Annotated in this window: 25 protein-coding genes; 14 read left to right on the forward strand and 11 right to left on the reverse strand. The window is 71.7% G+C overall.

Going from position 1 to position 25,090, the window contains the following annotated elements:
* The first annotated feature begins 52 nt into the window (after positions 1-52).
* Positions 53-322, forward strand: coding sequence for a hypothetical protein (locus tag MFF55_RS05260; RefSeq protein WP_238243030.1), 270 nt, complete (start codon positions 53-55; stop codon positions 320-322).
* Between the two features lies 1 nt (position 323).
* Here the strand turns inward: MFF55_RS05260 and MFF55_RS05265 are convergent, their stop codons facing one another.
* From MFF55_RS05265 to MFF55_RS05275, 3 genes are read right to left on the reverse strand one after another with little or no spacing between them, the layout of a single operon-like run.
* Positions 324-1,400, reverse strand: a complete 1,077-nt coding sequence (locus MFF55_RS05265) for an ABC transporter permease (RefSeq protein WP_238243129.1) — start codon at positions 1,398-1,400, stop codon at positions 324-326.
* 5 nt (positions 1,401-1,405) lie between these two features.
* A complete protein-coding gene (locus MFF55_RS05270; protein WP_238243031.1) occupies positions 1,406-2,329 on the reverse strand; it encodes an ABC transporter permease in 924 nt (307 codons plus the stop codon).
* A gap of 40 nt (positions 2,330-2,369) precedes the next feature.
* Positions 2,370-3,986 (reverse strand): peptide ABC transporter substrate-binding protein, encoded by a 1,617-nt coding sequence (locus MFF55_RS05275; RefSeq protein ID WP_238243032.1) that lies wholly within the window; start codon positions 3,984-3,986, stop codon positions 2,370-2,372.
* Positions 3,987-4,161: 175 nt separating this feature from the next.
* Here MFF55_RS05275 and MFF55_RS05280 point away from each other — a divergent pair, with 175 nt between their 5' ends.
* Entirely contained in the window at positions 4,162-5,280 is a 1,119-nt protein-coding gene (locus tag MFF55_RS05280; protein ID WP_238243033.1) for a hypothetical protein, read from the forward strand.
* Positions 5,281-5,289: 9 nt separating this feature from the next.
* Here the strand turns inward: MFF55_RS05280 and MFF55_RS05285 are convergent, their stop codons facing one another.
* The 5 genes from MFF55_RS05285 to MFF55_RS05305 form a co-directional block, all read right to left on the reverse strand.
* Positions 5,290-6,303 (reverse strand): alpha/beta hydrolase, encoded by a 1,014-nt coding sequence (locus MFF55_RS05285; RefSeq protein ID WP_238243034.1) that lies wholly within the window; start codon positions 6,301-6,303, stop codon positions 5,290-5,292.
* A 111-nt stretch (positions 6,304-6,414) separates the two neighbouring features.
* Positions 6,415-8,289: an ABC-F family ATP-binding cassette domain-containing protein gene (locus MFF55_RS05290; RefSeq protein WP_238243035.1), complete on the reverse strand. Its 1,875-nt coding sequence runs from the start codon at positions 8,287-8,289 to the stop codon at positions 6,415-6,417.
* Between the two features lie 60 nt (positions 8,290-8,349).
* Entirely contained in the window at positions 8,350-9,123 is a 774-nt protein-coding gene (locus MFF55_RS05295; RefSeq protein ID WP_238243036.1) for a TerC family protein, read from the reverse strand.
* Positions 9,120-10,070: a lipid kinase gene (locus tag MFF55_RS05300; protein ID WP_238243037.1), complete on the reverse strand. Its 951-nt coding sequence runs from the start codon at positions 10,068-10,070 to the stop codon at positions 9,120-9,122. Before MFF55_RS05300 ends, MFF55_RS05295 begins: the two co-directional genes overlap by 4 nt.
* A gap of 447 nt (positions 10,071-10,517) precedes the next feature.
* Complete coding sequence (locus MFF55_RS05305; protein WP_238243038.1) at positions 10,518-10,703, reverse strand: hypothetical protein; 186 nt, start codon at positions 10,701-10,703, stop codon at positions 10,518-10,520.
* 296 nt (positions 10,704-10,999) lie between these two features.
* Between MFF55_RS05305 and MFF55_RS05310 the strand changes: the two genes are divergently transcribed.
* The 6 genes from MFF55_RS05310 to MFF55_RS05335 all read left to right on the forward strand — a co-directional run bounded on the left by MFF55_RS05310 (position 11,000) and on the right by MFF55_RS05335 (position 17,609).
* Positions 11,000-11,803 carry a hypothetical protein gene (locus MFF55_RS05310; RefSeq protein WP_238243039.1) on the forward strand — a complete coding sequence of 268 codons (804 nt, stop codon included), beginning with the start codon at positions 11,000-11,002 and terminating at the stop codon, positions 11,801-11,803.
* A gap of 10 nt (positions 11,804-11,813) precedes the next feature.
* Positions 11,814-13,118 (forward strand): thermonuclease family protein, encoded by a 1,305-nt coding sequence (locus MFF55_RS05315; protein WP_238243040.1) that lies wholly within the window; start codon positions 11,814-11,816, stop codon positions 13,116-13,118.
* Between the two features lie 126 nt (positions 13,119-13,244).
* Positions 13,245-14,219 (forward strand): SPFH domain-containing protein, encoded by a 975-nt coding sequence (locus MFF55_RS05320; protein WP_238243041.1) that lies wholly within the window; start codon positions 13,245-13,247, stop codon positions 14,217-14,219.
* Entirely contained in the window at positions 14,216-14,653 is a 438-nt protein-coding gene (locus MFF55_RS05325) for an NfeD family protein (RefSeq protein ID WP_238243042.1), read from the forward strand. Before MFF55_RS05320 ends, MFF55_RS05325 begins: the two co-directional genes overlap by 4 nt.
* A 284-nt stretch (positions 14,654-14,937) precedes the next feature.
* Complete coding sequence (locus MFF55_RS05330) at positions 14,938-16,149, forward strand: putative DNA modification/repair radical SAM protein (protein WP_238243043.1); 1,212 nt, start codon at positions 14,938-14,940, stop codon at positions 16,147-16,149.
* 2 nt (positions 16,150-16,151) lie between these two features.
* Positions 16,152-17,609 carry a UdgX family uracil-DNA binding protein gene (locus MFF55_RS05335; protein ID WP_238243044.1) on the forward strand — a complete coding sequence of 486 codons (1,458 nt, stop codon included), beginning with the start codon at positions 16,152-16,154 and terminating at the stop codon, positions 17,607-17,609.
* Positions 17,610-17,744: 135 nt separating this feature from the next.
* On the opposite strand, the gene aroB is transcribed toward MFF55_RS05335, so the two are convergent.
* A complete protein-coding gene (aroB, locus tag MFF55_RS05340; RefSeq protein WP_238243045.1) occupies positions 17,745-18,878 on the reverse strand; it encodes a 3-dehydroquinate synthase in 1,134 nt (377 codons plus the stop codon).
* The gene (locus tag MFF55_RS05345) at positions 18,875-19,507 is read right to left on the reverse strand and encodes a shikimate kinase (protein ID WP_238243046.1); all 633 of its coding nucleotides are present in this window, start codon (positions 19,505-19,507) and stop codon (positions 18,875-18,877) included. The genes aroB and MFF55_RS05345 overlap by 4 nt, the downstream gene beginning before the upstream one ends.
* 173 nt (positions 19,508-19,680) lie before the next feature.
* On the opposite strand from MFF55_RS05345, the gene MFF55_RS05350 reads away from it, so the two are divergent.
* Together MFF55_RS05350 and MFF55_RS05355 are read left to right on the forward strand one after the other, a co-directional pair.
* Entirely contained in the window at positions 19,681-19,833 is a 153-nt protein-coding gene (locus tag MFF55_RS05350; protein ID WP_238243047.1) for a histidine kinase, read from the forward strand.
* Positions 19,830-20,741 (forward strand): site-specific tyrosine recombinase XerD, encoded by a 912-nt coding sequence (locus MFF55_RS05355; RefSeq protein WP_283206704.1) that lies wholly within the window; start codon positions 19,830-19,832, stop codon positions 20,739-20,741. Before MFF55_RS05350 ends, MFF55_RS05355 begins: the two co-directional genes overlap by 4 nt.
* A gap of 46 nt (positions 20,742-20,787) precedes the next feature.
* On the opposite strand, the gene MFF55_RS05360 is transcribed toward MFF55_RS05355, so the two are convergent.
* Entirely contained in the window at positions 20,788-21,240 is a 453-nt protein-coding gene (locus MFF55_RS05360; protein WP_238243048.1) for a molybdenum cofactor biosynthesis protein MoaE, read from the reverse strand.
* A 93-nt stretch (positions 21,241-21,333) separates the two neighbouring features.
* On the opposite strand from MFF55_RS05360, the gene MFF55_RS05365 reads away from it, so the two are divergent.
* From MFF55_RS05365 to MFF55_RS05380, 4 genes are all read left to right on the forward strand, one after another.
* Positions 21,334-22,356, forward strand: a complete 1,023-nt coding sequence (locus tag MFF55_RS05365) for a gamma carbonic anhydrase family protein (protein WP_238243049.1) — start codon at positions 21,334-21,336, stop codon at positions 22,354-22,356.
* Between the two features lie 339 nt (positions 22,357-22,695).
* On the forward strand, positions 22,696-23,160 hold the full coding sequence (locus tag MFF55_RS05370) for a DUF2948 family protein (RefSeq protein WP_238243050.1): 465 nt from the start codon (positions 22,696-22,698) through the stop codon (positions 23,158-23,160).
* A complete protein-coding gene (gene hisD, locus MFF55_RS05375; protein WP_238243051.1) occupies positions 23,160-24,455 on the forward strand; it encodes a histidinol dehydrogenase in 1,296 nt (431 codons plus the stop codon). Before MFF55_RS05370 ends, hisD begins: the two co-directional genes overlap by 1 nt.
* Positions 24,456-24,462: 7 nt before the next feature.
* The gene (locus MFF55_RS05380) at positions 24,463-24,939 is read left to right on the forward strand and encodes a UPF0262 family protein (protein ID WP_238243052.1); all 477 of its coding nucleotides are present in this window, start codon (positions 24,463-24,465) and stop codon (positions 24,937-24,939) included.
* Positions 24,940-25,090: the final 151 nt, after the last annotated feature.

Below are 25,090 nucleotides of genomic sequence, written 5' to 3' on the forward strand. Positions count from 1 at the left end.
GAAAGTTCACCTCCCTCGGGTTGGCTGAGCGCACTCGAACGGGTGCGCCCCCATGAAGACGTCGTTTCGCATCGCGCTGTTCACCACTACGGCACTCGCCGCGCTCGGTGCCGCACCGACCCGGGGCGCCGACGGTATGCTTGCACGGGAGGCCACGCCGGCCCCGCTCTCGGGGGCGGAGCGGTGGCGGTTGCGCCCGGCGGAGGTGACGACGACGGGTGCCACGGCGAAGCGGCCGGGCAAGGCGGGGCAGGCATCGGAGATTCCCGAGGCGCGCCGGGCCGTGCGGATGGTCTATCCGGGCTTGACCGCGGCCCGCTGAGCTAGCGCCTCGCGCGCGGATCGAGGGCGTCGCCCAGCGCGTCGCCGAGCAGGTTGAGGGCTACCAGCGTCGCGACGAGGAAGGCCGCCGGTCCGGCGAGCATCCAGGGCGTGGCCTCGAGCGTCCGCACGCCCTCGGCGATGAGCGCGCCCCAGCTGGTCGCGGGCTCCTGCACGCCGAGGCCGAGGAAGGACAGGAAGCTCTCGAGCAGGATCACCCGTGGCACCAGCAGGGTCGCGGCCGCGATCACGGGGCCGAGCGTGTTCGGAACGATGTGGCGGCGCAGGATCGCGGCACCGCTCAGGCCCAGGGCCTCGGCCGCGCGGACGAAGTCGCGCTCGCGCAGCGACAGGGTCTGGGTGCGGACGATGCGGGCGATGTCGAGCCACTCGACGGCGGCGATCGCGAAGAGGATCAGGGCGAGGCTCGCCCGAAAGAACACCACCAGCACGATCACGAAGAACACGAAGGGGAGCGCGTAGAGGATGTCGACGAACCGCATCATCGCGGCGTCGACCCCGCCCCCGGCATAGCCGGAGACCGCGCCGTAGACGGTCCCGATCAGGAGTGCAGCCAGCGTGGCGACGAGCCCGATCAGCAGCGAGACCTGCCCCGCCACGAGGCTGCGGGTGAGGAGGTCGCGCCCGAGCGTGTCGGTCCCGAGCAGGAAATGGAGCCGCCGCACCGGCGCCTCGACGACGAGGCGCCGACCGTCGGGCGCCCGTTCCAGGATCGCAGCCTCGCCGAACAGGTCGGAGCGCGGCAGGTAGGCGAGCACCCGCGGGTCGATCGCTCGCTCCGCGGTCAGGGTGAGGCGGACGCTGCCGGCCTCCTGGCTCACCGCCTCCAGCGTGACGCGCATGCGGATCGCCAGGCGCTCCAGGACCGGGTGGATCGCCTCGGGCCGCGGATGGCCGGCCAGCCCCGGCGGCGTGCGCACGAGGTCGGGGTAGATGCGGTCCGGCGCGCGGCCGGTCAGGAACGGCCCGATCAGGCAGGCGAGGGTCACGAGCAGGAGCAGGCCCAGCGCCGCCAGGGCGAGGCGGTCGCCGGCCAGCCGGGCGGCGGCACGGGGCAGGCCCGTCACCGCGCGAGCCTGAGGCGCGGGTCGAGCATGGCCGCGAGGATGTCGGCCACGAGGTTGAGCAGCACGACGAAGCCCGCGACCAGGAGGACGGTGCCCATGACGAGCGGGTAGTCCCGGTTGAGCGCCCCGTCGACGAAGGCCCGGCCGAGGCCGGGCAGGCCGAAGATCGTCTCGACGACCACCGAGCCGGTCAGCAGCGAGGCGGCCGTGGGGCCGAGGATCGCCACGACCGGGAGCAGGCCGCCGCGCAGGGCGTGGCGGGCGATCCGGTGGTCCGGCAGCCCCATGGCGCGGGCGGTGCGGATGTGCTGCGCCCCCAGGGAGTCGGCGAGCGACGCGCGGGTGAGCCGGGCGATGGCGCCGACCTGCGGCAAGGCCAGGGTGATCGCGGGCAGGACGAGGTGGGCGGGCGCGCCGCCCTCCCAACCGCCGGCGGGGAGCCAACGCAGCCCGAGCCCGAAGGCGATCTGCAGGAGCGGCGCGATCACGAAGGTCGGCACGGAGACCGTCAGACCCGCGAGTCCGCTGACGATCCGGTCCGCGATCCCGCCCCGCCGGAAGGCGGCGAGCGCGCCGAGCCCGATCCCGAGGGCGACGGCCAGGATCAGGGCGATGGCGCCCAAGGTCATCGAGACGGGCAGGAAACGGGCGAACAACTCGGCGACGCTGAGGTCGCGGAACGAGAAGGAGGGCCCGAGGTCGCCGGTGAGCAGCGCACCGAGGTAGCGGGCGTATTGCACGAGGAGCGGCTGATCGAGGCCGTAGACCCGGGCGAGCGCCTCGCGGGCGGCCTTCGGCAGCGGCCGTTCCAGGTCGAAGGGCCCGCCCGGCGCGAGGCGGATCAGGAAGAAGCTCGCCGTCACGACGATGAACAGGGTCGGGATCGCCTGCAGTAGGCGGCGCAGGACGAAGCCGATCATGGGGCGGTTCCCGCCGGTCCGGTTGTTGCGCCCGGCCGACTCATCCTTCCAACCTCAGGAACCGCGTCGGCGAGACGTTGCGCAGGTTGGCGCGGTAGCCCTTGAGGCGCTGAGAAATCAGCGCCTTCGAGCGGTTGTGGAGCAGCGGGATCCAGGGCAGCTCGGCCATCAGGAGGGATTCGGCGGCAAACAGGATGTCGGCGCGCCGCGCGGTGTCGGGCTCGGCGGCGGCCTCACGCATCAGGCGATCGAAGGCGGGGTTGGCGTAGCGGCCGGCATTGAGGCCGTCGTTGCCGCTCTCCAGGAGGAACAGGAAGTTCTGCGGGTCGGAATAATCGGCGATCCAGGACATCCGCGCCACGTCGAAATCGCCGCCGTCGCGGAGATGGGCGAAATGCGTCTTGGCGTCGGTGTAGACGAAGCGCGTCTCCACGCCGAGGCCCCGCCACATGTCGGCCACCGCGATCGCGGTGTTGCGGTTGTTGTCGCTGGAATTGAACCGGTACTCCAGCCTGAGCGTCCGGCCGCCCGGCCCGAAGCCGGCCGCGGCGAGCAGCGCCCTCGCCTCCTCCTCCCGATCGATCGGCAGGGCCTCGCGACCCGCGAGCTCGGGCGGCGGCAAGGAATTGTCGAGGCCGGGTGGACACAGGGAATAGGCCGGGCTCATGGTCTCGCCCCAGACCGCACCGCCTAGGAACTCGCGGTCGAGGCCAAGCGAGAGGGCGCGGCGCACGCGGACGTCGTCGAAGGGCGGCTTGCGGGTGTTCAATGCCAGGGCATAGACGCCGAGCGCGGGGCCCAGCACGACCTCGGCGCCGAAGCGGCGCCTGAGGGAGGCCATCTGGTCGCCGGGCAGGTCGGCCAGCGAGTCGATCTCGCCGGCCGCGTAGCGGCGGACCGCGCTCGCGAGGTCCGGGGTCGGCAGGAAGGCGACGGTCGGGATCGTCACGCCCGCGGCCGCGTGGAAATACAGGTTGCGCGCCAGGGTGATGCGATCGTTCGGCACCATGTCGACGAGCCGGTAGGGTCCGTTGGAGACGAGGTTGCCCGGCTTGGTGAAGGCGTCGCCGTGCCGCGCGGTCGAGGCCGGGTGCACCGGCAGGGCGGTCTGGTGGGTGAGGAGCTCGAGGATGTAGGGGGTGGGCTGTTCGAGGGTGAGAACAACGGTCCGGGGATCGGGCGCGGCGACGCCCAGCGCCTCGGCCGGGGCATCGCCCCCGTTGACGGCCCGGGCGCCACGGATCGCGAACAGGACCTCGGCGTACTTGGCGGCGGTGGCCGGGTTCAGGATCCGGCGCAGGGCGAACACGAAGTCGCCGGCGAGCACCGGATCGCCGTTCGACCAGCGCCCCTCCGCCCGGAGGCGAAACGTGTAGGTCAGACGATCGGGCGAGACGGTCCAGCCCTCCGCCGCGCCGGGGATGAGGTCGCCCGCCCCGTCATAGGCGACGAGACCCTCGTAGAGGTCGCGCAGGATATGGGCCTCGGCCACCGTGGAGGAGCGGTGCGGATCCAGGGTTTCGGGATCGGCGTCGTTGCCGCGGCGATAGACACCCAGCGGTGCTGCCCCTGCGCGTCCGGTGCCGAGCACGATGGCGGCAGCGCCCGCGAGGCAGTCCCGTCGGCGCGGTCCGGCTCGGACATCATTCGGAGACATTACGCGTTCAGAAGCGGTCCCGCCGGCTTCGGGCGTCCGGGGATTCGCGAAACTCGGGTCGGCCATGAGGAACCGGGGTTTCGAGGAAACCGGGCAGCGCGAACAGTGTTTTGCTTCCGCTGCCGTCAGAAGGCCTGAACTCCACGCGAAGGCTGCGTGGCGAGAAAAATCGTTCATGCGTCGCGCCATCGTTCATATCGGAATGCCACGGACGGGGTCCACCTCGCTGCAGCACGTGCTCGCGACTCTGCAGCCGGCGCTCGCCGGAGAGGGCGTGCTCTATCCGGAGGTGAAGCCCCGCTCCTTTCCCTGGCCGAGCCCCAACCATCAGCCCTTCGGCGAGACCCTGGACGGCCGGCGCCCGGCCCACGAGAAGGCCGAATGCCTGGCGATGCTGTCGGAGGCGCTGAGCACGACCGAGGCGGACACGGTCATCCTCTCCTACGAGGATTTCGCGCAGCAGCAGCGCCGCTTTCGGGTGCCCGAGATCCTGCGTGACGTGCTGGGGCGCCACGGTTTCGCGATGGACGTCGCCGTGGTCGTCAAGGCGCCCTCCGAGCACCTGAACTCCCTCTACACCCACCGCGCGCAGCTCGTGGCCGAGCGGCGCAGCTTTCGCGCGTTCGGCCGGCAGTACTGGCGCTCGGGCCGGTTCGACTACCATGCGCTCATCGAGCCCTGGCTCGCCGCGTCGGAGGGCCGGGTCGCGGCCGTACCGCTCCGCGATCGGCGCTCGGGCGATCCCCTGATCCAGCGGGTCATCCGGGCGATGGGCCTCGAGGCGCGGATCGGCAGTCTGGTCGGCGCGACGAACCGAAACGTCATCGACAACCGCTCCCCGGGCCCGATCGTGGTCGAGGCGAGCCGGCGCCTGCGGGGGCTGCGGGCGCATCGGCAGGTCGGGGTGCACCCGCGCGAGATCGGCCATTTCATGGATTCGCGGGCTTGGTCGCGGGGCTGGGACGAGATCAGTTTCCGGGGCGACGCGCCGGAGATCGATGCCGGCGTCGATGCCCGCTTCGCCGCCGCCAACGACCGCTTCGCGCAGCGTCTCTGGGGGGCGCCCTGGAGCGCCGTCGCGGCGGATGCTCCGCCGCGGCCACCGAATGAACTGGCCGGCCGCCCGATCCCGCCGGAGATCGCGGAGCGGGTCGAGACCGTCCTGCGCGAGACCACCGAGCATTTCCGGCTGCGCCGACCACCATCCTGGCGGGCGGGCGCCCTGAACCGCCTCGACGAAGAGGCGACGCGGCTCGCGCGGGTCGTCGGCTACTCGCGCTGGCGGGTGCTGTAGGCCGCGGGGTCAGCGCAGGGCCGCCAGGAACGCGTCGTAGCGGCGCGTCACTTCGCCGAGCCGCTCGAAATGCGGGAAGGCGCCGGTGGGCAGCACCGCGATCGTCCAGTTGGGCTTGTCCGCCACCGTATCGAGGTGCCGGTAATCGACGAAGTCGCCGCGCTGGCGGTGGACCGCCCAGACCGGCAGGGCGAGCCGCGGATAGATCCGGCTGATGTCGTCGGGAAACAGGTGGCCCGAGAGGAAGGAGAAGGGTGCGTGCTCGGCACCGGGCTGGTGGGCCGAGAGCTGGTCGTACTCGAACAGGCCCTCGTCGATGTCCCTGGAGCCCCAGGTCTTCTCCAGGAAGAAGCGCATGCTCGGCCGGCTGACCAGGAGGTCGAAGAGCGGTCGGCCCCAGAGCGGCACGGAGACGATCGCGCGGGCGATGCCGCTGCCCTTGGTGGATTGGGCCGGGCCTTCGCCCGACAGCCTCGCATCGAACCCGGTCGGGCTGATCAGGCCGAGGCTGCGGTAATCCTGCGGGCGTTCCAGGGCGGTGCGGGCCAGGTACTCGGCCGAGAGGGAGAGCGCGAACGCATCGATCGGTAACGTGCCGTGCCGCCGCCGGATCTCGGCCGCGAGCGCGCGGATCGCGTCGCTCATCAGCCGAGGCGTATAGAGCCGGTCGCTGCGTTCGGAGAAGCCGAAGCCGGGCAGGTCGATCGCGTAGACCGGCCGGCGCCCCGCGTAGTGCAGGTAGAGCGGCCGGACCTCGTAGGCGTTGGCCGCCGCGTTGATCGAGTGGATCAGGAGGAGCGGCACGCCCTCGCCTTCGGTCGAGGCATAGAAGCTCACCGATCCGGCCTCCGTCTCGATGACCTCGCGCGTCCCCGGCAGCGCGGGCGGGAGCGGCTTGCGATGGTCGATGGCGAGCCGGCTGTAGGCGATCCAGCCGCCCGCCAAGCCGACGGGGAGGAGGGCGAGCTTGGCGGCGAGGCCGAGGCGGCGTTTCGCGGTCTTGCGACGAGGCGGTTGGGGCATGGTGTCGTCCGGAGGCGGTGGCTCGTCCGGAAACGTCGTCACGCCGGGGAATGTTGCCCGGCGCATGTGCGGACATCTTCCCTCCCCCTCTGCGGGGGAGGGTTGCATCTCTCATCCCTCCGCGCCCTCGATCGCCCCGCTGATCTCCAGCCACTCCTCCTCGGCCGCCTCCAGGGCCGAGGCGGCGTCGGCGCGCATCTTCGAGAGTTCGCCCGCCTTGACGGGGTTGGCGAGGAAGGCCGAGCCGTCGCCCAGCGCCGCGTCGATCTTGGCGATGGCTTCGGACAGCCTCTTCATCCGCGCCTCGATCCCCTCGAGCTTCTTTCGCAAGGGGGCCAGCGCGATCCGGCGCTCGGCATTGGAGCGGCGCTCCATCGCCTTGACGCCGCCCGCGGGCTCGGAGCCGCCCCGCTCGGGTCCGCGCTCCGGCCCGGCCAGGACGAGGCGGCGGTAATCGTCCATGTCACCGTCGAAGGCCTTCACGCTGCCGTCGGCCACGAGCCAGAGCCGGTCGGCGCAGGCCTCGACGAGGAAGCGGTCGTGGCTCACCAGGATCACGGCACCCTCGTAGTCGTTGATGGCCTCGACGAGCGCCTGCCGGCTCTCGATGTCGAGGTGGTTCGTCGGCTCGTCGAGGATGAGGAGGTGGGGGCCGCGGAAGGCGGCGAGTCCCATCAGGAGCCGCGCCTTCTCGCCCCCTGAGAGCTGCGAGACCGGCGTCTCGGACTTCGTCCCCGAGAAGCCGAGCCGGGCGGCCGCCGCCCGCGCCTTCGCCTCCGGCACATCGGGCATCAGCTCGCGGACATGGGCGTAGGCGCTCTCAGAGGGCCTGAGCTCGTCGAGCTGGTGCTGCGCGAAATAGGCGACCTCCATCTTGCCCGAGCGCCGCATCTCGCCGCTCAAGGGGGGCAGGCGCCCGCCGATGAGCTTACAGAAGGTCGACTTGCCGTTGCCGTTGGCGCCCAGCAGCGCGACGCGATCGTCCGGCGCCAGGCTGAGATTGAGGCCCGACAGCACGATGCGGTCGGCATAGCCGGCCTGGACCCGCTCCATCGCCACGATGGGCGGCGAGAGCGGCCGCTCCGGGCTCGGCAGCCGGAAGGCCGGCACGTCGTCCTCGATGACGGAGGCGATGATCTCCATCTTGGCGAGCCGCTTGACCCGGGACTGGGCTTGGCGGGCCTTCGTCGCCTTGGCCTTGAAGCGGTCGACGAAGCTCTGGAGATGCGCCCGCTCCGCGTCCTGCTTCGCCTTGGCCTTGGCCTGCAGCACCCGCTTCTCGGCCACCTGCCGGGCGAAGCTGGTGTAACCGCCCCGGTAGATCGTCAGGCGGCCCCGATCGAGGTGGAGGATGTGGTCGACGCACTCGTCCAGCAGGTCGCGGTCGTGGGAGATGATGATCGCGGTGCGAGGATAGCGCTCGAGGTAGTCGTAGAGCCAGATCGTGCCCTCGATGTCGAGGTAGTTGGTGGGCTCGTCGAGGAGCAGCAGGTCGGGCTCGGAGAAGAGCACGGCGGCGAGCGCCACGCGCATGCGCCAGCCGCCGGAGAAGTCCGCGCAGGGGCGTCCTTGCGCCGCCGCATCGAAGCCGAGCCCATGCAGGATCGCCGCCGCTCGGGCCGGCGCCGAATGCGCCCCGATATCGACGAGCCGCGTCTCGATCTCGGCCCGGCGCACGCCGTCGGCTCCCTCGGCCTCCGCCATCAGGCGGGCGCGCTCGAGGTCGGCGGCGAGCACCACGGCGTGCAGGGTCTCGGGGCCGGCGGGCGCCTCCTGCGCGACGGCGCCGATGCGCATGCCCTTCGGCACGGAGACCGTGCCGCCCTCGGTCGGCAGCTCGCCGAGGATCGCCCGGAACAGGGTGGTCTTGCCCGCCCCGTTGCGACCCACCAGCCCGACCCGCGCCCGGTCGGGAATCGAGAAGGTGGCGCCGTCGAGGATCAGGCGCTCCCCGATGCGGTAGGTGAGGTCGTTGACGCGCAGCATGGCGCGCTTGTGCGGGGAAGGGGCGGGGGAGGCAAGGGCCGGGCGGTGGCGGTGCCCCCGTCAGCCCCGTGCCCGTGCCGCACCCGCCGCCCGCTCCTTCGCCCGCCGGCGCCGGCGGGCCAGCAGGTTGAGGCCCTCGACGCCGGCCGAGAAGGCCATCGCCGTGTAGATGTAGCCCTTGGGTACGTGCGCGCCGAAGCCTTCCGCGATCAGCGTCATGCCGATCATGATCAGGAAGCCGAGCGCCAGCATGACCACGGTCGGGTTGGCCGCGATGAAGCGCGAGAGCGGGTCGGCGGCGAGCAGCATCACGGTGACGGCGGCGAGCACGGCCACGACCATGATCGGGACGTGATCGGTCATGCCCACCGCGGTGATGATGCTGTCGATGGAGAAAACGAGGTCGAGGACCAGGATCTGCCCGATCGCCGCGGCGAAGCTGAGCTGGAGCGTCTCGCTGCCCGTCTTCTCCTCCGCCGGATCGAGGGTGTGGTGGATCTCCTGCGTCGCCTTCCAGAGCAGGAACAGGCCGCCGGCGATGAGGATGAGGTCGCGCCAGGAGAAGCCCTTGCCGAAGACCTCGAAGATCGGGTTGGTGAGCTGGACGATGAAGGCGATGGTGCCGAGCAGCCCGAGCCGCAGGATCAGCGCGAGGCCGATGCCGATGCGCCGGGCCTTGGTCTGATGCTCCGGCGGCAGCTTGTTCGTCAGGATCGAGATGAAGATCAGGTTGTCGATGCCGAGCACGACCTCCATGACGACCAGGGTCGCCAGCGCCGCCCAGGCGGCGGGGTCGGACAACAGGGGAGTGATGCTGTCGAGGATGCCGCTCACGTCGCTTGGTCCCGCGTCTTGAAGGGGAAGGGAAGGGGGATGCCCGCCGAGGCCGGCTGCTTGGCCGGATCGGGGGAGAAGATCCGGATCGCCTTGGGTACGACCTTGAAATGGGCCGGGGTGACGGTCGAGAGCTCGCCGTCGGTGTTCACCGGCCGGGGGCGCCGCGTCTTGATCACGATCTCCGTGGTCTGGAACGCCCGCACGTCCTCGGCCCGGCCATGGGTGCCGCGGCGCAAGGCCGGCAGCAGGGCCAGGAGCCGCCACCAATGGGCGACCTCGAGGCTGTAGAAATCGAGCTTGCCGTCGTCGACCTGGGCGGTCTCCTCGACGGTCATGCCGCCGCCGTAGTGGCGGCCGTTGCCGACCGAGATCTGGATCGTCCGCACCGTCTCGACGGTGCCGTCGTGCTCGATCCAGACCTTGAACGGACGCACCCGGCGCAGGACCCGGATCGCGGCGATGCCGTAGCCGAGCGTTCCCCACTTCTTCTTCGATTCCGCCGTGAGGTCGCCCGCGAGCTCCGCCGAGAAGCCGATGCTCGCGACGTTGAAGTAGTAGTGGCCGTTGACCCAGCCGAGATCGGCCGGGCGCGGTTCCTCCGTGGCGATGATCTCGGCGGCGGCCACGGGGTCGAGCGGGAGCGAGAGCGAGCGGGCGAGATCGTTGGCGGTGCCCAGCGGCAGGATGCCGAGCGGCAGCCCCGTCTCGACGAGGGCGGGCGCGGCCGCGTTCAGGGTGCCGTCGCCGCCGCCCACGATGACGAGGTCGCTCTCCGCAGCGTGCCGCTTGATCACGGCCGTGCAATCGGGATCGCCCGCAGGCTCGAAGGGCTCGATGCCGCCGGCCCGCAGCGTCTCGCGCACGGCGTCGAGGGAGAGCGTGCCGCTGCGCGCCTTCGGGTTGACGAGGAGGAGCGCCCGGCGGGGCGCAGCTCCGCTCACCATCCGCAAACCCCGATACTGGGCGCGCTCAGGCGTGGCAGCGGAGCCGCATCGGCTGTGTGGGGGCGGTCGGTCAACAGGTCTGGTCCCTCGATCAAGATCGTGCCGCGCTGGCGCGGCGCGCGGCGGTCCGACATCACGATCGACGCTTCGACCGTCAGAGGGGCCCGGAGCCGTGGCGGAGACTTGGGTGTTCCCCGGCCGAAGGCAAGGTCCAAGGTCGAGGTCCGGTCGTCGGGATGTGCCAGCCGGAACGTCGGGCCCGGCGCGCCCGACCCCGCCCGTGGGGCGGTGGCGAGAGACCCGGAGATCACGCTCACGAGGGCTGGGTTGGCAGGGGCATCGATCAACCGCAGATCTCAAATCAACCGCAGACCTCAAGCATCGGACCGGCGGAGACCTGCCGGCCCGATGCCCTGGATTCGATCTTGCGCGGGACGCTTCCCGCCCTCAGGTCCGGTTGGAGTCGGAGGAATCCTCCCGGTCGACGTTCTGTTCGGCCTCGTCGAAGGTGTAGCCCTCCAGCCAGTCGGCGCTCTCTTGCGAACCGGCCGGATAGGGATTGGCCTCCATCGCCTTGCCCGCCACCTTCGCGGCTTTGCCTTCGTTCATCACCGTGGCCGACACGAAACCCATGGGGCGATCCTCCTGTTGTGCGCCGAGGATAGGCCAGTCGGACGGATGGCGCGAGGGACCGGGCCGGGACGTCGCACCACGCTCGGCCCGTCCCGGACTCCGCGCGGCGGCCTGACGAGGCAGGGCCGCGACTTGCCGGCCAAACCGCTCCCGTGGCATGGCGGGGATCACCCTGGTTCCCATCGGATGCCCTTTGGGATGGAACCCTGACGGTATGCGGCCGCGTTTCACACCGTTCGGCCGGCTGCGGCCAGACCGCACCCGTCCCTGTCGGCCGCGACCCCGGTGATCATCCCATGCGCTACGGTCCCCTCGCTTCCCTGATCCTTGCCGGCGCGTGCCTCTCGCTGAGCAACGCCCATGCCCAGCAGCGCCCGGGCTGGGTCGACCCGCCGGCCAAGCCCGCCGCCGAGCCCGAGCGGGCGCCCCCGGTTGCCGCGGCCCCGAAGGAAGCCCCGACGGCCGCGAAGCCTCCGAGCCCGAGCGAGCCTCCCGCAGACCTCGCCGAGGGCCGCCCGACGCCGAGCGCGCGGACCCCGCGGCGGCGCGAAACGGTTCGCGAGGAGCGGGCGGTGGAGCGCGACGACGGCCGCCGCCTCGCCCGCACGCCCCCGCTCGCGCCGCCGGCCGCGGCCGAGGCGTTCGATCCGCGCTATACCGACTGGGCGGCGGCGGCGCAGCGCCTGACCTTCGACTACCTCGACAGCGTCTCCGGGCCGGATTCGGCCTCGCTCGCGACGGCGCGCCGCTTCTACGCGGAGCGGGTCCGCCGCTTCGGCCGCGTCGTGCCCCTGTCGGCCGTGGTCGCCGAGAAGCGGAACTTCGTGCAGCGCTGGCCCGAGCGTCGCTACGAGGCGCAGGGCGGCACGACGCGCACCGCCTGCAGCGCGGCGGCCGCCTCCTGCATCGTGCGGACGATCTACGATTACCGGGCGGATGCGCCCGCCCGCGGCGCCCGCTCGCAGGGGACCGCCGAGCTCGTCCTCGAGATCAGCTTCGCGGGCGAGCGGCCGCTCATCGTCGCCGAGTCCAGCCGCGTCCTGCGGCGCTACGGCCCCGGGCCCCTCAGCGCCGCTGGGCCGACGCGCCGCGGCGCCTGATCGAGAACCGATGCCGCCTGACACCGCCCGCCTCGCGACGCCGGACAGCCTTTCCGACGGATCCTCGCTCCCGAGCCGCGGGGAGTGGGACCGGCTGCGCGCGCAGATCCGGGCCGAGATCGCCGCCCGCGGCGCCTTCCCGGTCGCGCGGCGCACTCTCGAACTCGTCATCGAGACGGCCCTGGAGCCCAGCGAGGAGCCGCCGGGCTACCGGATCGTCGACCGGGACGGGACCCCCCGCCTCCATCGGGAGGACGCGGCGCCCCTGACGCTCGCCGACCTCGTCGACGAGCTGCAGGAGCGCCATCCGGCGCTGTTCCCTCGGCCGTCCGAGCCGGAGCCGGAGCCCGCACCGTCCGAGCCCTCGCCGGAACCGGCCGGCGCGAAGATCAAGGCGGCCGCGGCCCGCCTCGTGGAGGCAGGTGCCGCCTCGGGCGCGCTGTCGGGTCTGCGCGCCCGCTTCCAGGCCTCCCCGCAGCCGGTGAGAACCTCGGCGGAGGCGGCCCCCCTGGCGGACGCGGCGGACGCCACGCCGGCGGCCCCGCATCCCGCCTCGGAGGCGGGCCGGGCCCGCCTGCAGGCCGCGGCAGAGACGGTCCGCCAGCACGGGAGCCGGGCGGGCGGGCGGGCTCGGGTTGGCTTGCGCCGGACGCTCCGTTTCGCCCGGCGCCGGAGCGTGGCCCTTGGTGAGGCTTCGGAACGGTTCCGGGACCGGATCGGCGATGCCTCCGATCTGCGCACCACCCTCACTCGCCCGAGCGTTCTTGCCGGGATCGGCGGTTTGGGACTGGTCGGCATCGTGACGCTGTTCGCCCTCAGGGGCGGCTCCGACGCACCGCCGGCCCCGCCCCCCAGCCCGGCACCGGCCGCTCGGCCGACGGCTGCCCCTCCGGCGGCGCCGCCGACGGCCGCGGAGCCCGAGGACGAGGGCGGGACGCCCCCGGACGAGACCGCGACCGAGCCGCTGGTCGATCCGCCGGCCGAGGAGCCCCCGCCCGCGAACGCGGTGAGCGGCCCGGCCGAGGTGATCGACACCGCGACGCTCAAGCTTGGCGGGAAGGTCGTGCGGCTGTTCGGCGTCGAGTGGGTCCGCGGCGGGCAGCGGGAGGAGCTGACCCGCTACCTGGCGAGGCGGCCGGTCTCCTGCCAGCCGGTCGCCGGCAGCGAAGCCTATCGCTGCACGGTCTCGGGCCGCGATCTCTCCGAGGTCGTGCTCTTCAACGGCGGCGGCCGCGCCTCGCCGGAGGCGACCCCCGACCTCGTCGCCGCCGAGGACCGTGCCCGCACCGAACGCCTCGGCGTCTGGGCGCGATAGCGCCGCGGGTCGGACGAACCACTCACGGTTGTCACCGCGCCGTCCACGGCGGCACGCCTAGCGCGACTTGCGGTTTCCCATCGCCTCGGTCTCAATGCGCGCCGAACGGGCTATGCGGGGGCGGCGATGGACGTGTCGGTCGGCTTGGGGCTCGCGGCGCTGGTGCTCGCCGTGCTCGTGGTCGGCACGCTGGCAGCAGGCATCAACATCGTCCCGCAGGGTTACGTCTACACGGTCGAGCGCTTCGGCCGCTACTCCCGCACGCTCGAGGCCGGGCTCGGCCTGATCACGCCCTTCGTCGAGCGGGTCGGCCGGCGGGTGAACGTGATGGAACAGGTCATCGAGGTGCCGAGCCAGGAGGCCTTCACCCGCGACAATGCCGGCGTGCGCATCGACGCCGTGGTGTTCTACCAGGTGCTCGATGCGGCCCGCGCCTCCTACGAGATCTCGAACCTCGAGGTCGCGATGACGACGCTGGCGATGACGAACATCCGCACCCTCGTCGGCTCGATGGACCTCGACCAGCTCCTCTCGCACCGCGACCAGATCAACGAGCGCCTCCTCAGCGTGATGGACGCGGCGACCTCGCCCTGGGGGATCAAGATGACCCGCATCGAGATCAAGGACATCCTGCCGCCCGCCGACGTCGCCGGCGCCATGGCCCGCCAGATGAAGGCCGAGCGCGAGAAGCGCGCCTCGGTCCTCGAGGCCGAAGGCCAGCGCCAAGCCGACATCCTGCGCGCGGAGGGGCGCAAGCAATCGGCGATCCTCGAGGCGGAAGGGCGCCGCGAGGCCGCCTTCCGCGACGCCGAGGCCCGCGAGCGCGGGGCGGAGGCCGAGGCCAGGGCCACGGGGATGGTGAGCGAGGCGATCGCCAAGGGCGACATCGCCGCGGCCAATTTCCTGGTCGCCGAGAAATACGTCGAGGCGGTCCGCGCCATCGCCACCGCCCCGAACCAGCGGGTCGTGGTCGTGCCGATCGAGGCGGCGGCTTTGGCCGGCACCCTCGGCGGCATCGCCGAGATCACCCGCAGCGTCTTCGGCGACGGTGCGGCGGCCGCCCCGCGCCGCGCCTCCGGCCTGCCGCCGACCTCGCCATGACCGGAACGCTGCTGGGTGGGATCGGGCCGACCTGGGCCTGGATCATCCTCGGCCTCGTCCTGATGGGGCTCGAACTCGTCGCTTCCGGGATCTTCCTGCTCTGGCTCGGCCTTGCCGCCGTTCTGACCGGCCTCGTCGTCGCCGTGGTAGCGATGTCCTGGCCGCTGCAGATCCTGCTGTTCTCGGGCCTCGCCGTCGCCCTCGTGCTGGTCGCGAGCCGCCGCGCGAGAAGCCCTGATGCGACTGTGAACCGAGGCGCGCGCGGGCTGATCGGCCGGGAATTCGTCCTCGACGAGCCGATCGTCGCCGGCGCGGGTCGGCTGCGCTTCGACGACACCATCTGGCGCGTTGCCGGCCCGGACGCACCCGCCGGCAGGAGGGTCCGGGTGACGGGGGTGGAGGGGACCGTGCTGCGGGTCGAGATGGTGACCTGAAGGGCCTAGCTCAATCCAGAGATGCTCCTGGTGTGGCGCACCTCGCCTTTGTCATTCCGGGGCGCCGCAGGCGAGCCCGGAACCCAGAACCGCAGGTCGCGATCCAGTCTGCCTCGTTGGTGGTTTTGGGTCCCTGGCTCCGCGGCGTTTATCCTCGGACCGGCCAAAGGCCGGATCCGGGGGCGGCCCCGGGGTGACAAGCGTCGGTGCAAGCAGGAGGCATTTGCCCGCGGCATCTCGTCGAACCGCTTGAACAAACCACGAACAAAGCGCATGTCTCTTGCATGGACGAGTCGCTCGCCAAGAAGCTGCGCATCCTGGCCGATGCCGCGAAATACGATGCCTCCTGCTCCTCGTCCGGGGCGCCGAAGCGCAAGGCCGGCGCGGGCGAGCTCGGCTCGACGACGGGGGTCGGCATCTGCCACGCCTACACGCCGGACGGGCGCTGCATCTCGTTGCTGAAGATCCTGCTGACCAATTACTGCCTGTTCGACTGCGCCTATTGCATCAACCGGCGCTCCTCGAACGTGCGCCGGGCGAAATTCTCCGTGGACGAGGTCGTGACTCTCACGGTCGAGTTCTACAAGCGCAACTACATCGAGGGACTCTTCCTTTCGTCGGGCATCATCAAGTCGCCCGACCACACGATGGAGCTGCTGACCCGGGTCGCGAAGGACCTGCGCCGCAAGCACGGTTTTCGCGGCTACATCCACCTCAAGTCGATTCCGGAGGCGAGCCCCTGGCTGATCGAGGAGGCAGGGCTCTACGCCGACCGGCTCTCGATCAACCTCGAGCTTCCCACCGAGGCGAGCCTGGAACGCCTGGCCCCGGAGAAGGACGGCGCCGCGATCCAGGGCGCGATGGCCCAGATCGGCGAGCGCATCCACGAGGCCAAGGCCGAGCGCCGCCGCTTCTCGCCCGCCGGGCAATCGACGCAGGTGATCGTGGGCGCCGACGCCACCACCGACGAAGCGCTGATCCGCAAGAGCGCGCATCTCTACGGCTCGTACAATCTGAAGCGGGTCTACTACTCCGCCTTCAGCCCGATCCCGGAGGGCTCGACCATCCTGCCGCTGAAGTCGCCGCCCCTTCAGCGCGAGCACCGGCTTTATCAGGGCGACTGGCTGATCCGGTACTACGAATTTTCCGCCGACGACGTGGCCGATGCCACCGATGGCGGGATGTTCGCCCTCGACATCGATCCCAAGCTCGCCTGGGCGCTCAAGAACCGCGATCGCTTCCCCGTCGACGTGAACCGAGCCGAGCGCGAGGCGCTGCTGCGGGTGCCGGGCCTCGGGGCCAGGGCCGTCGACAAGATCGTGAAGGCGCGCCGCCACACGCGGCTGCGCCTCGACGACGTCGCCCGCCTGACTTCGGGGCTGAAGCGGGCGAGGCCTTTCCTGATCGCGGAGGATTACCGCCCGACCGGCCTGACCGACTGCCTCGACCTGCGCAGCCGGCTTGCCGAGCCCGCGCAGCAGATGAGCCTGTTTTGAGGATGGGCAGAGCCGCGCGCAGCAACCCTCCCCCCGCGGACGGGGGAGGGTTGCTGCGCGCGATCTCCCTCCGGCCAGGTGCCGATCTCGACGGGTTCCGCGCGGCCGCCCGGCGTCTCGTTGCCGCGGGCATCCCGCCGGAGCGCGTGACTTGGCAGGAGGACGGCGCGACGGACCTGTTTGGGGTCGATGTCGGCGGCGAAGCTCCGCCCCTCTCCCTTCCCCCGGGAGTCGGCGATCTCGTGCGGATGGTCGTTCCGCACCGCGATCCCGAGCGCTACGCCCTGCTCTACGCCCTGATCTGGCGCGTTCTTCATGGCGAGCGCCGCCTTCTCGAGGTCGGGAGCGATCCGCTCGTCCACCGCCTCGAGCGGATGCGCAAGGCCATCGCGCGCGACCTCCACAAGATGCACGCCTTCCTGCGCTTCCGCCGGGCCGAGGGGGAGCTCGAACGCTTCGTCGCCTGGTTCGAGCCCGACCACTACATCCTGGAAGCGGCCGCGCCCTTCTTCGTCGACCGATTCCGGGCCCTGCACTGGTCGATCCTGACGCCGGAGGGCTCCGCGCATTGGGACGGCTCCGGCTTGACCTACGGGCCGCCCGGCCGGCGCGAGGATGCGCCCGCGAGCGACGGGTTCGAGGCCGGCTGGCGCGACTATTACGAGAGCACCTTCAACCCGGCCCGCACAAACCTGCGCGCCATGCGTTCCGAGATGCCGAAGAAGTACTGGCGCAACCTGCCGGAGACCGCCGCGATCCCCGACCTCGTCCGGAGCGCGGCCTCCCGCACGGAGGCGATGATCGAGAGGGAGCCGCAGATGCCCGTGAAGCGCAATCCCGCCCGCGCGGTCGCCGCGATGGCCGACGACGCGCCGGGGAGCCTCGAGGAGCTCAACGCCGTGATCCGGCGCTCGGAGCCCCTGGTGCCCGGCGCGACGCAGGCCGTGCTCGGCGAGGGCCCCGTCGGCGCGACGATCGCCTTCGTCGGCGAGCAGCCGGGCGACCAGGAGGATCGGCAGGGCCGGCCCTTCGTCGGCCCGGCCGGTCAGCTCCTGATGCGGGCGATGGGCGAGGCCGGGCTCATGCGCCCAGAGGTCTACCTCACCAATGCGGTCAAGCACTTCAAGTTCGAGGAGCGCGGCAAGCGCCGCATCCACCAGAAGCCGACCGCCGGCGAGGTCAGCCACTACCGCTGGTGGCTCGACCGCGAGCTCGACTTCGTCGCGCCCCGCCTCGTCGTGGCGCTCGGCGCCACCGCCGTGCTCGCGCTGACGGGCAAGGCGATCCCGATCACCCGGGCGCGGGGGCCGGCGGGGTTCGAGAAGCCTTATCGCGGCTTCATCACGGTGCACCCCTCCTACCTGCTGCGCCTGCCCGACGAAGCCAAGGACGACGCCTACGGCGCCTTCGTCGAGGATCTGCGCCGGGTGAAGGCACTGGCCGAGGAGTTGGCGGGCTAGAAGAAGTCGCGGGTCTCTCCTCCCCCTTGTGGGGAGGAGTTGGAGGTGGGGGTGGCTGGGTGACCTGGGGCTCAGGCAAGCGGAACCATCCCCACCCTCGATCCCTCCCCACAAGGGGGAGGGAAGCGCGCCACATCAGCCCGCGCCGAGTTCCGCCTTCAAGAATGCCAGAACCTCCGCCCGATCGATGCCCGGCGCGATGAAGCTCGCGCCGATGCCGCGGGCGAGGATGAAGGTCAGGGCCCCGTCGCGCACCTTCTTGTCCTGGCCCATCGCCTCGACGAGCGCGTCGGCATCGCCGCTTCCGCCCGGAACCGCCTGCAGGCGCGTCGGCAGCCCGACGAGGGCGAGATGGTTGGCGACGCGGCCCGCCTCCTGGCCGGGGCAGAGGCCGAGCCGGGCCGAGAAGCGGAAGGCGAGCGCGAGGCCGATCGCCACCGCCTCGCCGTGGACGAGGCGCGCGGAATCGTAATTCGTCAGGCGCTCCAGGGCGTGAGCGAAGGTGTGGCCGAGATTGAGCAGGGCCCGCTCGCCGTGCTCGAACTCGTCGCGCACCACCACGCCGGCCTTGGCGCGGCAGCAGATCGCGACCGCCTCGTCGCGCTCGGGACCACCGGAGAAGATCCCGGCCCAGTTTGCCTCGCACCACGCGAAGAAGGCCGCATCGTTGATAAGGCCGTACTTCGCCACCTCGGCGTAGCCCGCCCGCATCTCGCGCTCCGACAGGGTGTCGAGGCTTGCGGTGTCGGCCAGCACCAGGCGCGGCTGATGGAAGGCGCCGATCAGGTTCTTGCCGTGGCCCGAGTTGATCCCGGTCTTGCCACCGACCGAGGAATCGACCTGTGCCAGCAGCGTAGTCGGCGCCTGCACGAAGCGCACGCCCCGTCGCAGGGTCGCGGCGGCGAAGCCCGCGAGGTCGCCGATGACGCCGCCGCCCAGCGCCACGACGAGGTCGCCGCGCTCGATCCTGGCGGCGAGCAGCCCGTCGCAGACCTGCGCGTAGCCGGCATAGCTTTTCGAAGCCTCGCCCGGCGGCACCACGACGAGGCAAGTGCGCAGGCCTGCCGCCTCGAGGCTCGCCCGGGCCCCATCGGCGTAGAGGGCGGCCACATTCTCGTCGGTGACGATGGCCGCGGCCCTGGCGCCCAGCGCCGCGGCTCGCGCCCCGGTTTGGCCGAGGAGGCCGCGCCCGATCAGAATGTCGTAACCGCGGCCGCCGTTGAGAGGCACGTGAACGGTGAGAGGATGGGCCGTCTTCGTCTCGCTCACTGCGCGGCGACGCCTTGGTTCGAGGGGCCGTTGAGATGGGCGTCCAGCGCCTCCATGACGTCCTGCACGACTCGGTCGTGCGAGACGTCGCGTGAGGGCACCATCACGTCGGCCTCGCCATAGACGGGGTGGCGCAGGTCCATCAACTGCCGCATCGTCTCCTCCGGATCCTCGGTCTGGAGGAGCGGCCGCCCGCCGCGCTTGCGCACGCGGCGCATCAGCACCTCGAGCTCCGCCTTGAGCCAGACCGAGACGCCCCCCTCGGCAATCCGGATCCGGGTGGCCTCGCGCATGAAGGCGCCGCCACCGGTGGCGAGCACGAGCGGCCCCTCGCGGATGAGGCGGGCGATCACCCGCTCCTCGCCATCGCGAAAACTGGCCTCGCCGTAGATCGCGAAGATGTCGGGGATCGTGAGCTGGGCGGCGGCCTCGATCTCGGAATCGGCGTCCTTGAACATCAGGCCGAGCCGTCCCGCGAGGCGGCGGCCGACCGTGCTCTTGCCTGCCCCCATCAGGCCGACGAGCACGATCGAGCGGGTGCCCAGCGCCCGGCGAAGGCGGAGCTCGATCGGTTCGCCCGGATTGTCGCCGCCCGGGGGCGCGGACTCGGTCATCGCGAGGGTCTTCATGGCGTGAGACCGGTCTTAGCGCGTTTTGGGAACGGGGCGAAGCGGGGCCGTGTGGCCGCAGGGACCTTGCCTTCGCCCGCCCCACGTGATGGAAACCCGTTGTCCCGCAGCGCAGTATTCATTCCGCACCCGCCCTCCGCGCCGATCCTTGCGCCCGACCGAGGCTCCCCCAAGTGCCGACCCTGTTCCGCTTCCTCGCCATCCTCGCGATCCTCGGCGGATTAGTCTTCGCAGGCATGTTCGCGCTCGCGACCTTCGTTCAGCCGACGCCGCGCGAGATGAGCGTCACGATCCCGGCCTCGAAGCTGCAGCCGTCGGGCCGGTGAGCGGGGCGGCGGGCCTTGTTCAGGTCTTCCTCGACATGCTCGCGGCCGAGCGGGGCGCGGCGAAGAACACCCTGTCGGCCTATCGCCGCGACCTCGCGGACTACGTGGAGGCCCTCGCAACCGAGGGACACGACCCGGCGGCGGTCGAGCCGTCCACCGTGCGCGCCTACCTGGCCAGCCTGGAGACGCGGGGCCTCAGCGCGGCCTCGGCGGCGCGCAAGCTCTCCTGCATCCGGGGCTTCCACAAGTTCCTCTACGCGGAGGGCCTGGCCGAAGGCGATCCGAGCGCACCGGTCGCCGGGCCGCGGCGGGGCCGCGCCCTGCCCAAGGTCCTCTCCGTCGCGGAGGTCGACCGGCTGCTCGCCGCGTCCCGGGCCCGCGCCGAGTCTGCGGAGAGCGCCGAGGGGCCCCGTGCGCGGCGGATGCTCTGCTTGCTCGAACTGCTCTACGCGACGGGCCTGCGCGTCTCCGAACTCATTGCGCTGCCGCGCGCGGCGGCCTCCACCCGCGAGCGCTACCTCGTCGTGCGCGGCAAGGGCGGCCGCGAGCGCCTGGTGCCGCTGACCGACCTCGCCCGGGCGGCGATGCGCGACCATCTCGCCGCCCTGCCCGACGACGGGGCCTGGCTGTTTCCAGCCGACAGCGAGAGCGGCCACCTGACCCGCCAGGCCTTCGCCCGCGACCTCAAGGTCGCGGCGTCCGCCGCCGGCCTGCGCGCCGACAAGGTGAGTCCGCACGTGCTGCGCCACGCCTTCGCCAGCCACCTGCTGCAGAACGGCGCGGACCTGCGCATCGTCCAGGAGTTGCTCGGCCACGCCGACATCTCGACGACGCAGATCTACACCCACGTCCTCGACGAGCGCCTCAAGAGCATGGTCCGCGACCTGCACCCGCTGATGGACGAATGAGGGGCGCCTCTCCTCCCCCTTGCGGGCAGGGAGGAGCCAGCACCCGTCACCAGCGCCCGGCGGCGGCCTCGTCGTGCTCCGTCGCCTCGACCCAGCCACCCGTGCCGCCCTCGGCCAGGTGCTCGCGCTTCCAGAAGGGCGCGCGGGTCTTGAGGTAATCCATGAGAAAGCTCGCCGCCTCGAAGGCCGCGACGCGGTGGCTCGACGCGGTCACCACGAGGACGATCCCCTCTCCCGGACGCACGAGGCCGTGGCGGTGGATCACCCGCACCGCCTGCAGCGGCCAGCGCGCCCGCGCCGCCTCGACGACCCGTCCGATCTCGGCCTCGGCCATGCCGGGGTAATGCTCCAGTTCGAGCCCCGCGAGGCGGCCCTGCTCGTCCCGGCACAGGCCCGTGAAGGTGACGATGGCCCCGGCCGCACCCGCCAGTTCCTCGCTCAGCCGCGCGATCTCGCCGGCGACGTCGAAGGGCTCGCCCTGGATGCTGATCTCGGCCATGGTGATCCTCAAGGCAGAGCGTGCCTCCCGCCCCTCGGCGCCTATATGCCCGCCCGGCCCGACCCGCGCCACCGGCCCTGCGAGGACGCTCCCGTGACGCCCGACCTGATCCTGCCCCATGAGGGCGTTCTGCCCGTGTTCGCGTCCCGGCCCGTTTGGTGCGGGCGCGGCAGCGCCGTGATCGGCGCCGCCACGATCGGGACCCAGGCTTGGCTCGGCGACGATGCCGTGATCCGCGCCGACGGACAGAGCGTGAGCCTGGGCGATCGCTTCTGGCTCGGCCACCGCTCGACGGTGCACATCGCCACCTACAGCCACGGCACGCAGGCCGGCGACCGCGTGACGGTCGGCCGCAACGCCGTGGTCCATGCCTGCCGCGTGGGCTCGGACGTGGTGATCGAGGACGACGTCGTCGTGCTCGACGGCGCGGTGGTGGCGGACGGCGTGCTGATCGAGGCCGGGGCGACGGTGTTTCCGCGCGCGCAGCTCGGCCCCGGCTTCGTCTATGCCGGCAGCCCGGCCAAGCCCGTCCGCCCGATCAGGCTGCCCGAGATCGCCGAGCGGGCCGAGCGCCTGCGCGAGGCCTCCGGCGAGTCGGGGCCCGCGGTCACCGGCGACGCCCCGGCTCTCGAAGAGAGCGCGTTTGTCGCCAGCACCGCGCGCCTGCGGGGCCAGATCGCGCTGGGCACGGGATCGACCGTTCTCTTCTCCTGCCTCCTGGAGGCTGAGGCCGGGTCGATCGTGATCGGCGCCGACACCAATATCCAGGACAACAGCGTGATCCGAGCCCGCGCCGAGGGCGTCGTGATCGGACGCGACACCACGATCGGCCACAATGTTTGCCTCGCCGATTGCCGGATCGGCGCCCGCGACCTCATCGGGATCGGCTGCGTCGTCGCACCGGGCACGGTGATCGCCGACGACGTGCTCCTGGCGGCTGGCGCCACGACCGATCCCGGCCAGCTCCTGGAGGGCGGCCATGTCTGGGGCGGCCGACCCGCCCGCATCCTGGGGCCGCTGGATGGCGAGAAGCGCGCGATGATGACCCGCATCGTCGAGGGCTACCGGGCGCTCGGGCGGCTCTACAAGGAGGCGGAGGCGGCGAGCGCGGGTTGAAGTCCGGCGACCAAAGCCCGAAAACCGGCTGATAAAACGACCACCCTTGTCATCCCGGGGCCGCGAAGCGGAGCCCGGGACCCAGAGCCGCCGACAGTCCTCCATCCTGCTAGGTCGGCGGTTCTGGGTCCCGGGCTCGCCTGCGGCGCCCCGGAATGACAAACGTGGGTCCAAGGTCAACATGGGTCCAAGTCCGCGCGGAGAACGGCGTAAACCCGGAGACCAAAGCCCTGCGGTCCGAGCGCCCTCCTGTTGCCGATGGGGCCCCGCCTCGCTACCTACCGGACGAGACATGAAGCGCGCCGGCCGCGCGCACCCGAGAAACGCGACATTCCCGCCATGGAGCTCCTCAAGCTCGCCGCCCTCGACGCCGAGGACCTCGCGGTGATCTCGACCCACCTGCAGGACGCGATCCTGCGGACAGGCGACCTCGCCTATCTCGCGCAGGAGCACCGCTTCGTCCTGGTGGCGCGCCGCTTCGACTGGGCGGCGCCCGACGGCGAACCGCCGCGGCGGCGGCTGACCGGCCTGCATTTCGAGCGGGTGCTCGCCGTGCGCACGCGCGGCATCACGCCGAACCCGAATTCGGATGCGGCGCTCGAACTCCTCGCCGTCACCTTCGAGCCGGCCGAGCCGCCCTCGGGGACGGCCACCCTCGTCTTCGCGGGCGGGGCGGCGATCCAGCTCGACCTCGAATGCATCGAGGTCCGCATGAAGGATCTCGGCCCCGTCTGGGAGGCCGAGGGGCGGCCGGACCACGCCGCGGTCGAAGCGGGCCGGGCGGCCATCGCGGGGCAGGGCTGATGGTCCGCCTCGACAGCCGCGACGCCAATTTTCGCCAAGCCTTCGCCGCGCTGCTCGGCGCCAAGCGCGAGATCGCCGAGGACGTCGACGAGATCGTGCGCGGCATCATCCGGGACGTGGTCTCGGGAGGCGACGCCGCCCTCGTCGCGCAGACGCGACGCCTCGACCGCCTCGGCGACGGCTTCACGGCCGCCGATCTGCGCGTGAGCGAGGCCGAGGTCGACGCGGCCGTGAGCGCCTGCCCGGCCGAGGCCCTCGACGCCCTGCGCCTGGCCGCCGAACGGATCGAGACCTTCCACCGTGCCCAGCTGCCCAGCGACCACAGCGCCACCGACGCGCTCGGGGTCACCGCCGGGTGGCGCTGGACGGCGCTCGAATCGGTCGGGCTCTACGTGCCCGGCGGGACCGCGAGCTACCCCTCCTCCGTGCTGATGAACGCGGTTCCCGCCCGGGTCGCCGGCGTTCCGCGCGTCGTCATGGTCGTGCCGACGCCGGAGGGTCAGCTCAACCCGCTGGTGCTGGCGGCGGCGCGGCTCTCGGGCGTCGACGAGATTTTTCGCGTCGGCGGCGCGCAGGCGGTGGCCGCCCTGGCCTACGGAACCGAGACCATCGCGCCTGTCGCCAAGATCGTCGGGCCGGGCAACGCCTACGTCGCGGCGGCCAAGCGCCGGGTGTTCGGGCAGGTCGGCATCGACATGATCGCCGGCCCCTCCGAGGTGCTGATCCTCGCCGATGCGGATGCCAATCCGGACTGGATCGCCGCCGACCTGCTGGCCCAGGCCGAGCACGACGTAGCCGCCCAATCGATCCTCATCACGGATTCTCAGGCCTTGGCCGATGCGACCGCCCTCGCCGTGGAGCGGGCGCTGACGACGCTGCCGCGCGCCGAGACCGCGCGGGCGAGCTGGCGCGATTACGGCGCGATCATCGTGGTGGAAGACCTCGAGGCGGCGATCCCCCTCGTCGACCGGCTCGCGCCCGAGCACCTCGAGATCGAGACGGCCGACCCGGAGCACTTGGCCGGGCTCGTGCGCAACGCCGGCGCCATCTTCCTCGGCTCGCACACGCCGGAAGCGATCGGCGACTATGTCGGCGGCCCCAACCACGTGCTGCCGACCGCCCGCTCGGCCCGGTTCTCCTCGGGGCTCGGCGTCCTCGACTTTATGAAGCGGACCACGCTCCTGCGCTGCGATCCGCAAGCGCTGCGGGCGCTCGGGCCCGCCGCCATCGCGCTCGGACGGTCGGAGGGCCTGGAGGGCCATGCCCGCTCCGTCGCGATCCGCCTGAACCTGTGAGGGGGGCATGCCCGACAAGGCGCTGAACCGCCTCGCGCGCGTCACGCTCGACGAGGATTCCATCGGGCGCGGCAACCCGGACCAGGAGCACGAGCGCGCCATCGCGATCTTCGACATCCTGGAGGAGAACTGCTTCACGGTGCCGGGCCGCGAGGGTCCCTACGCGCTGACCCTCGGCCTCGTCGAGAGCAAGCTCTCCTTCGCGATCCAGACCGAGGCCGGCGAGCCGGTGATGACCCACCTGCTCTCGCTCACCCCGTTCCGGCGGGTGATCCGCGACTACGAGATGATCTGCGAGAGCTACTACAACGCGATCAAGACCGCCTCCCCGACCCAGATTGAGGCGATCGACATGGGCCGGCGCGGGTTGCACAACGAGGCCTCCGAGCTCCTGCGCCAGCGCCTGGAGGGCAAGGTCGACCTCGACCATCAGACCGCGCGGCGCCTCTTCACCCTGGTCTTCGCCTTGCACTGGAAGGCTTAAGGCGAATGCCCTCGACCGGGATCGGTCGAGGGCATTCGCCGCATGCAGGCAAGTGCACGCCCTCTGCGCGACTGCTATGCGGCGGCGCGCAGTCGCGCTTTGCATGCAGCTCCGTCGTCGCGGCCTATCTTGATGGGATCGGTCGACCCAA

Origin of the sequence: Methylobacterium iners (assembly GCF_022179305.1) — a bacterium.
GTDB lineage: Bacteria > Pseudomonadota > Alphaproteobacteria > Rhizobiales > Beijerinckiaceae > Methylobacterium > Methylobacterium iners.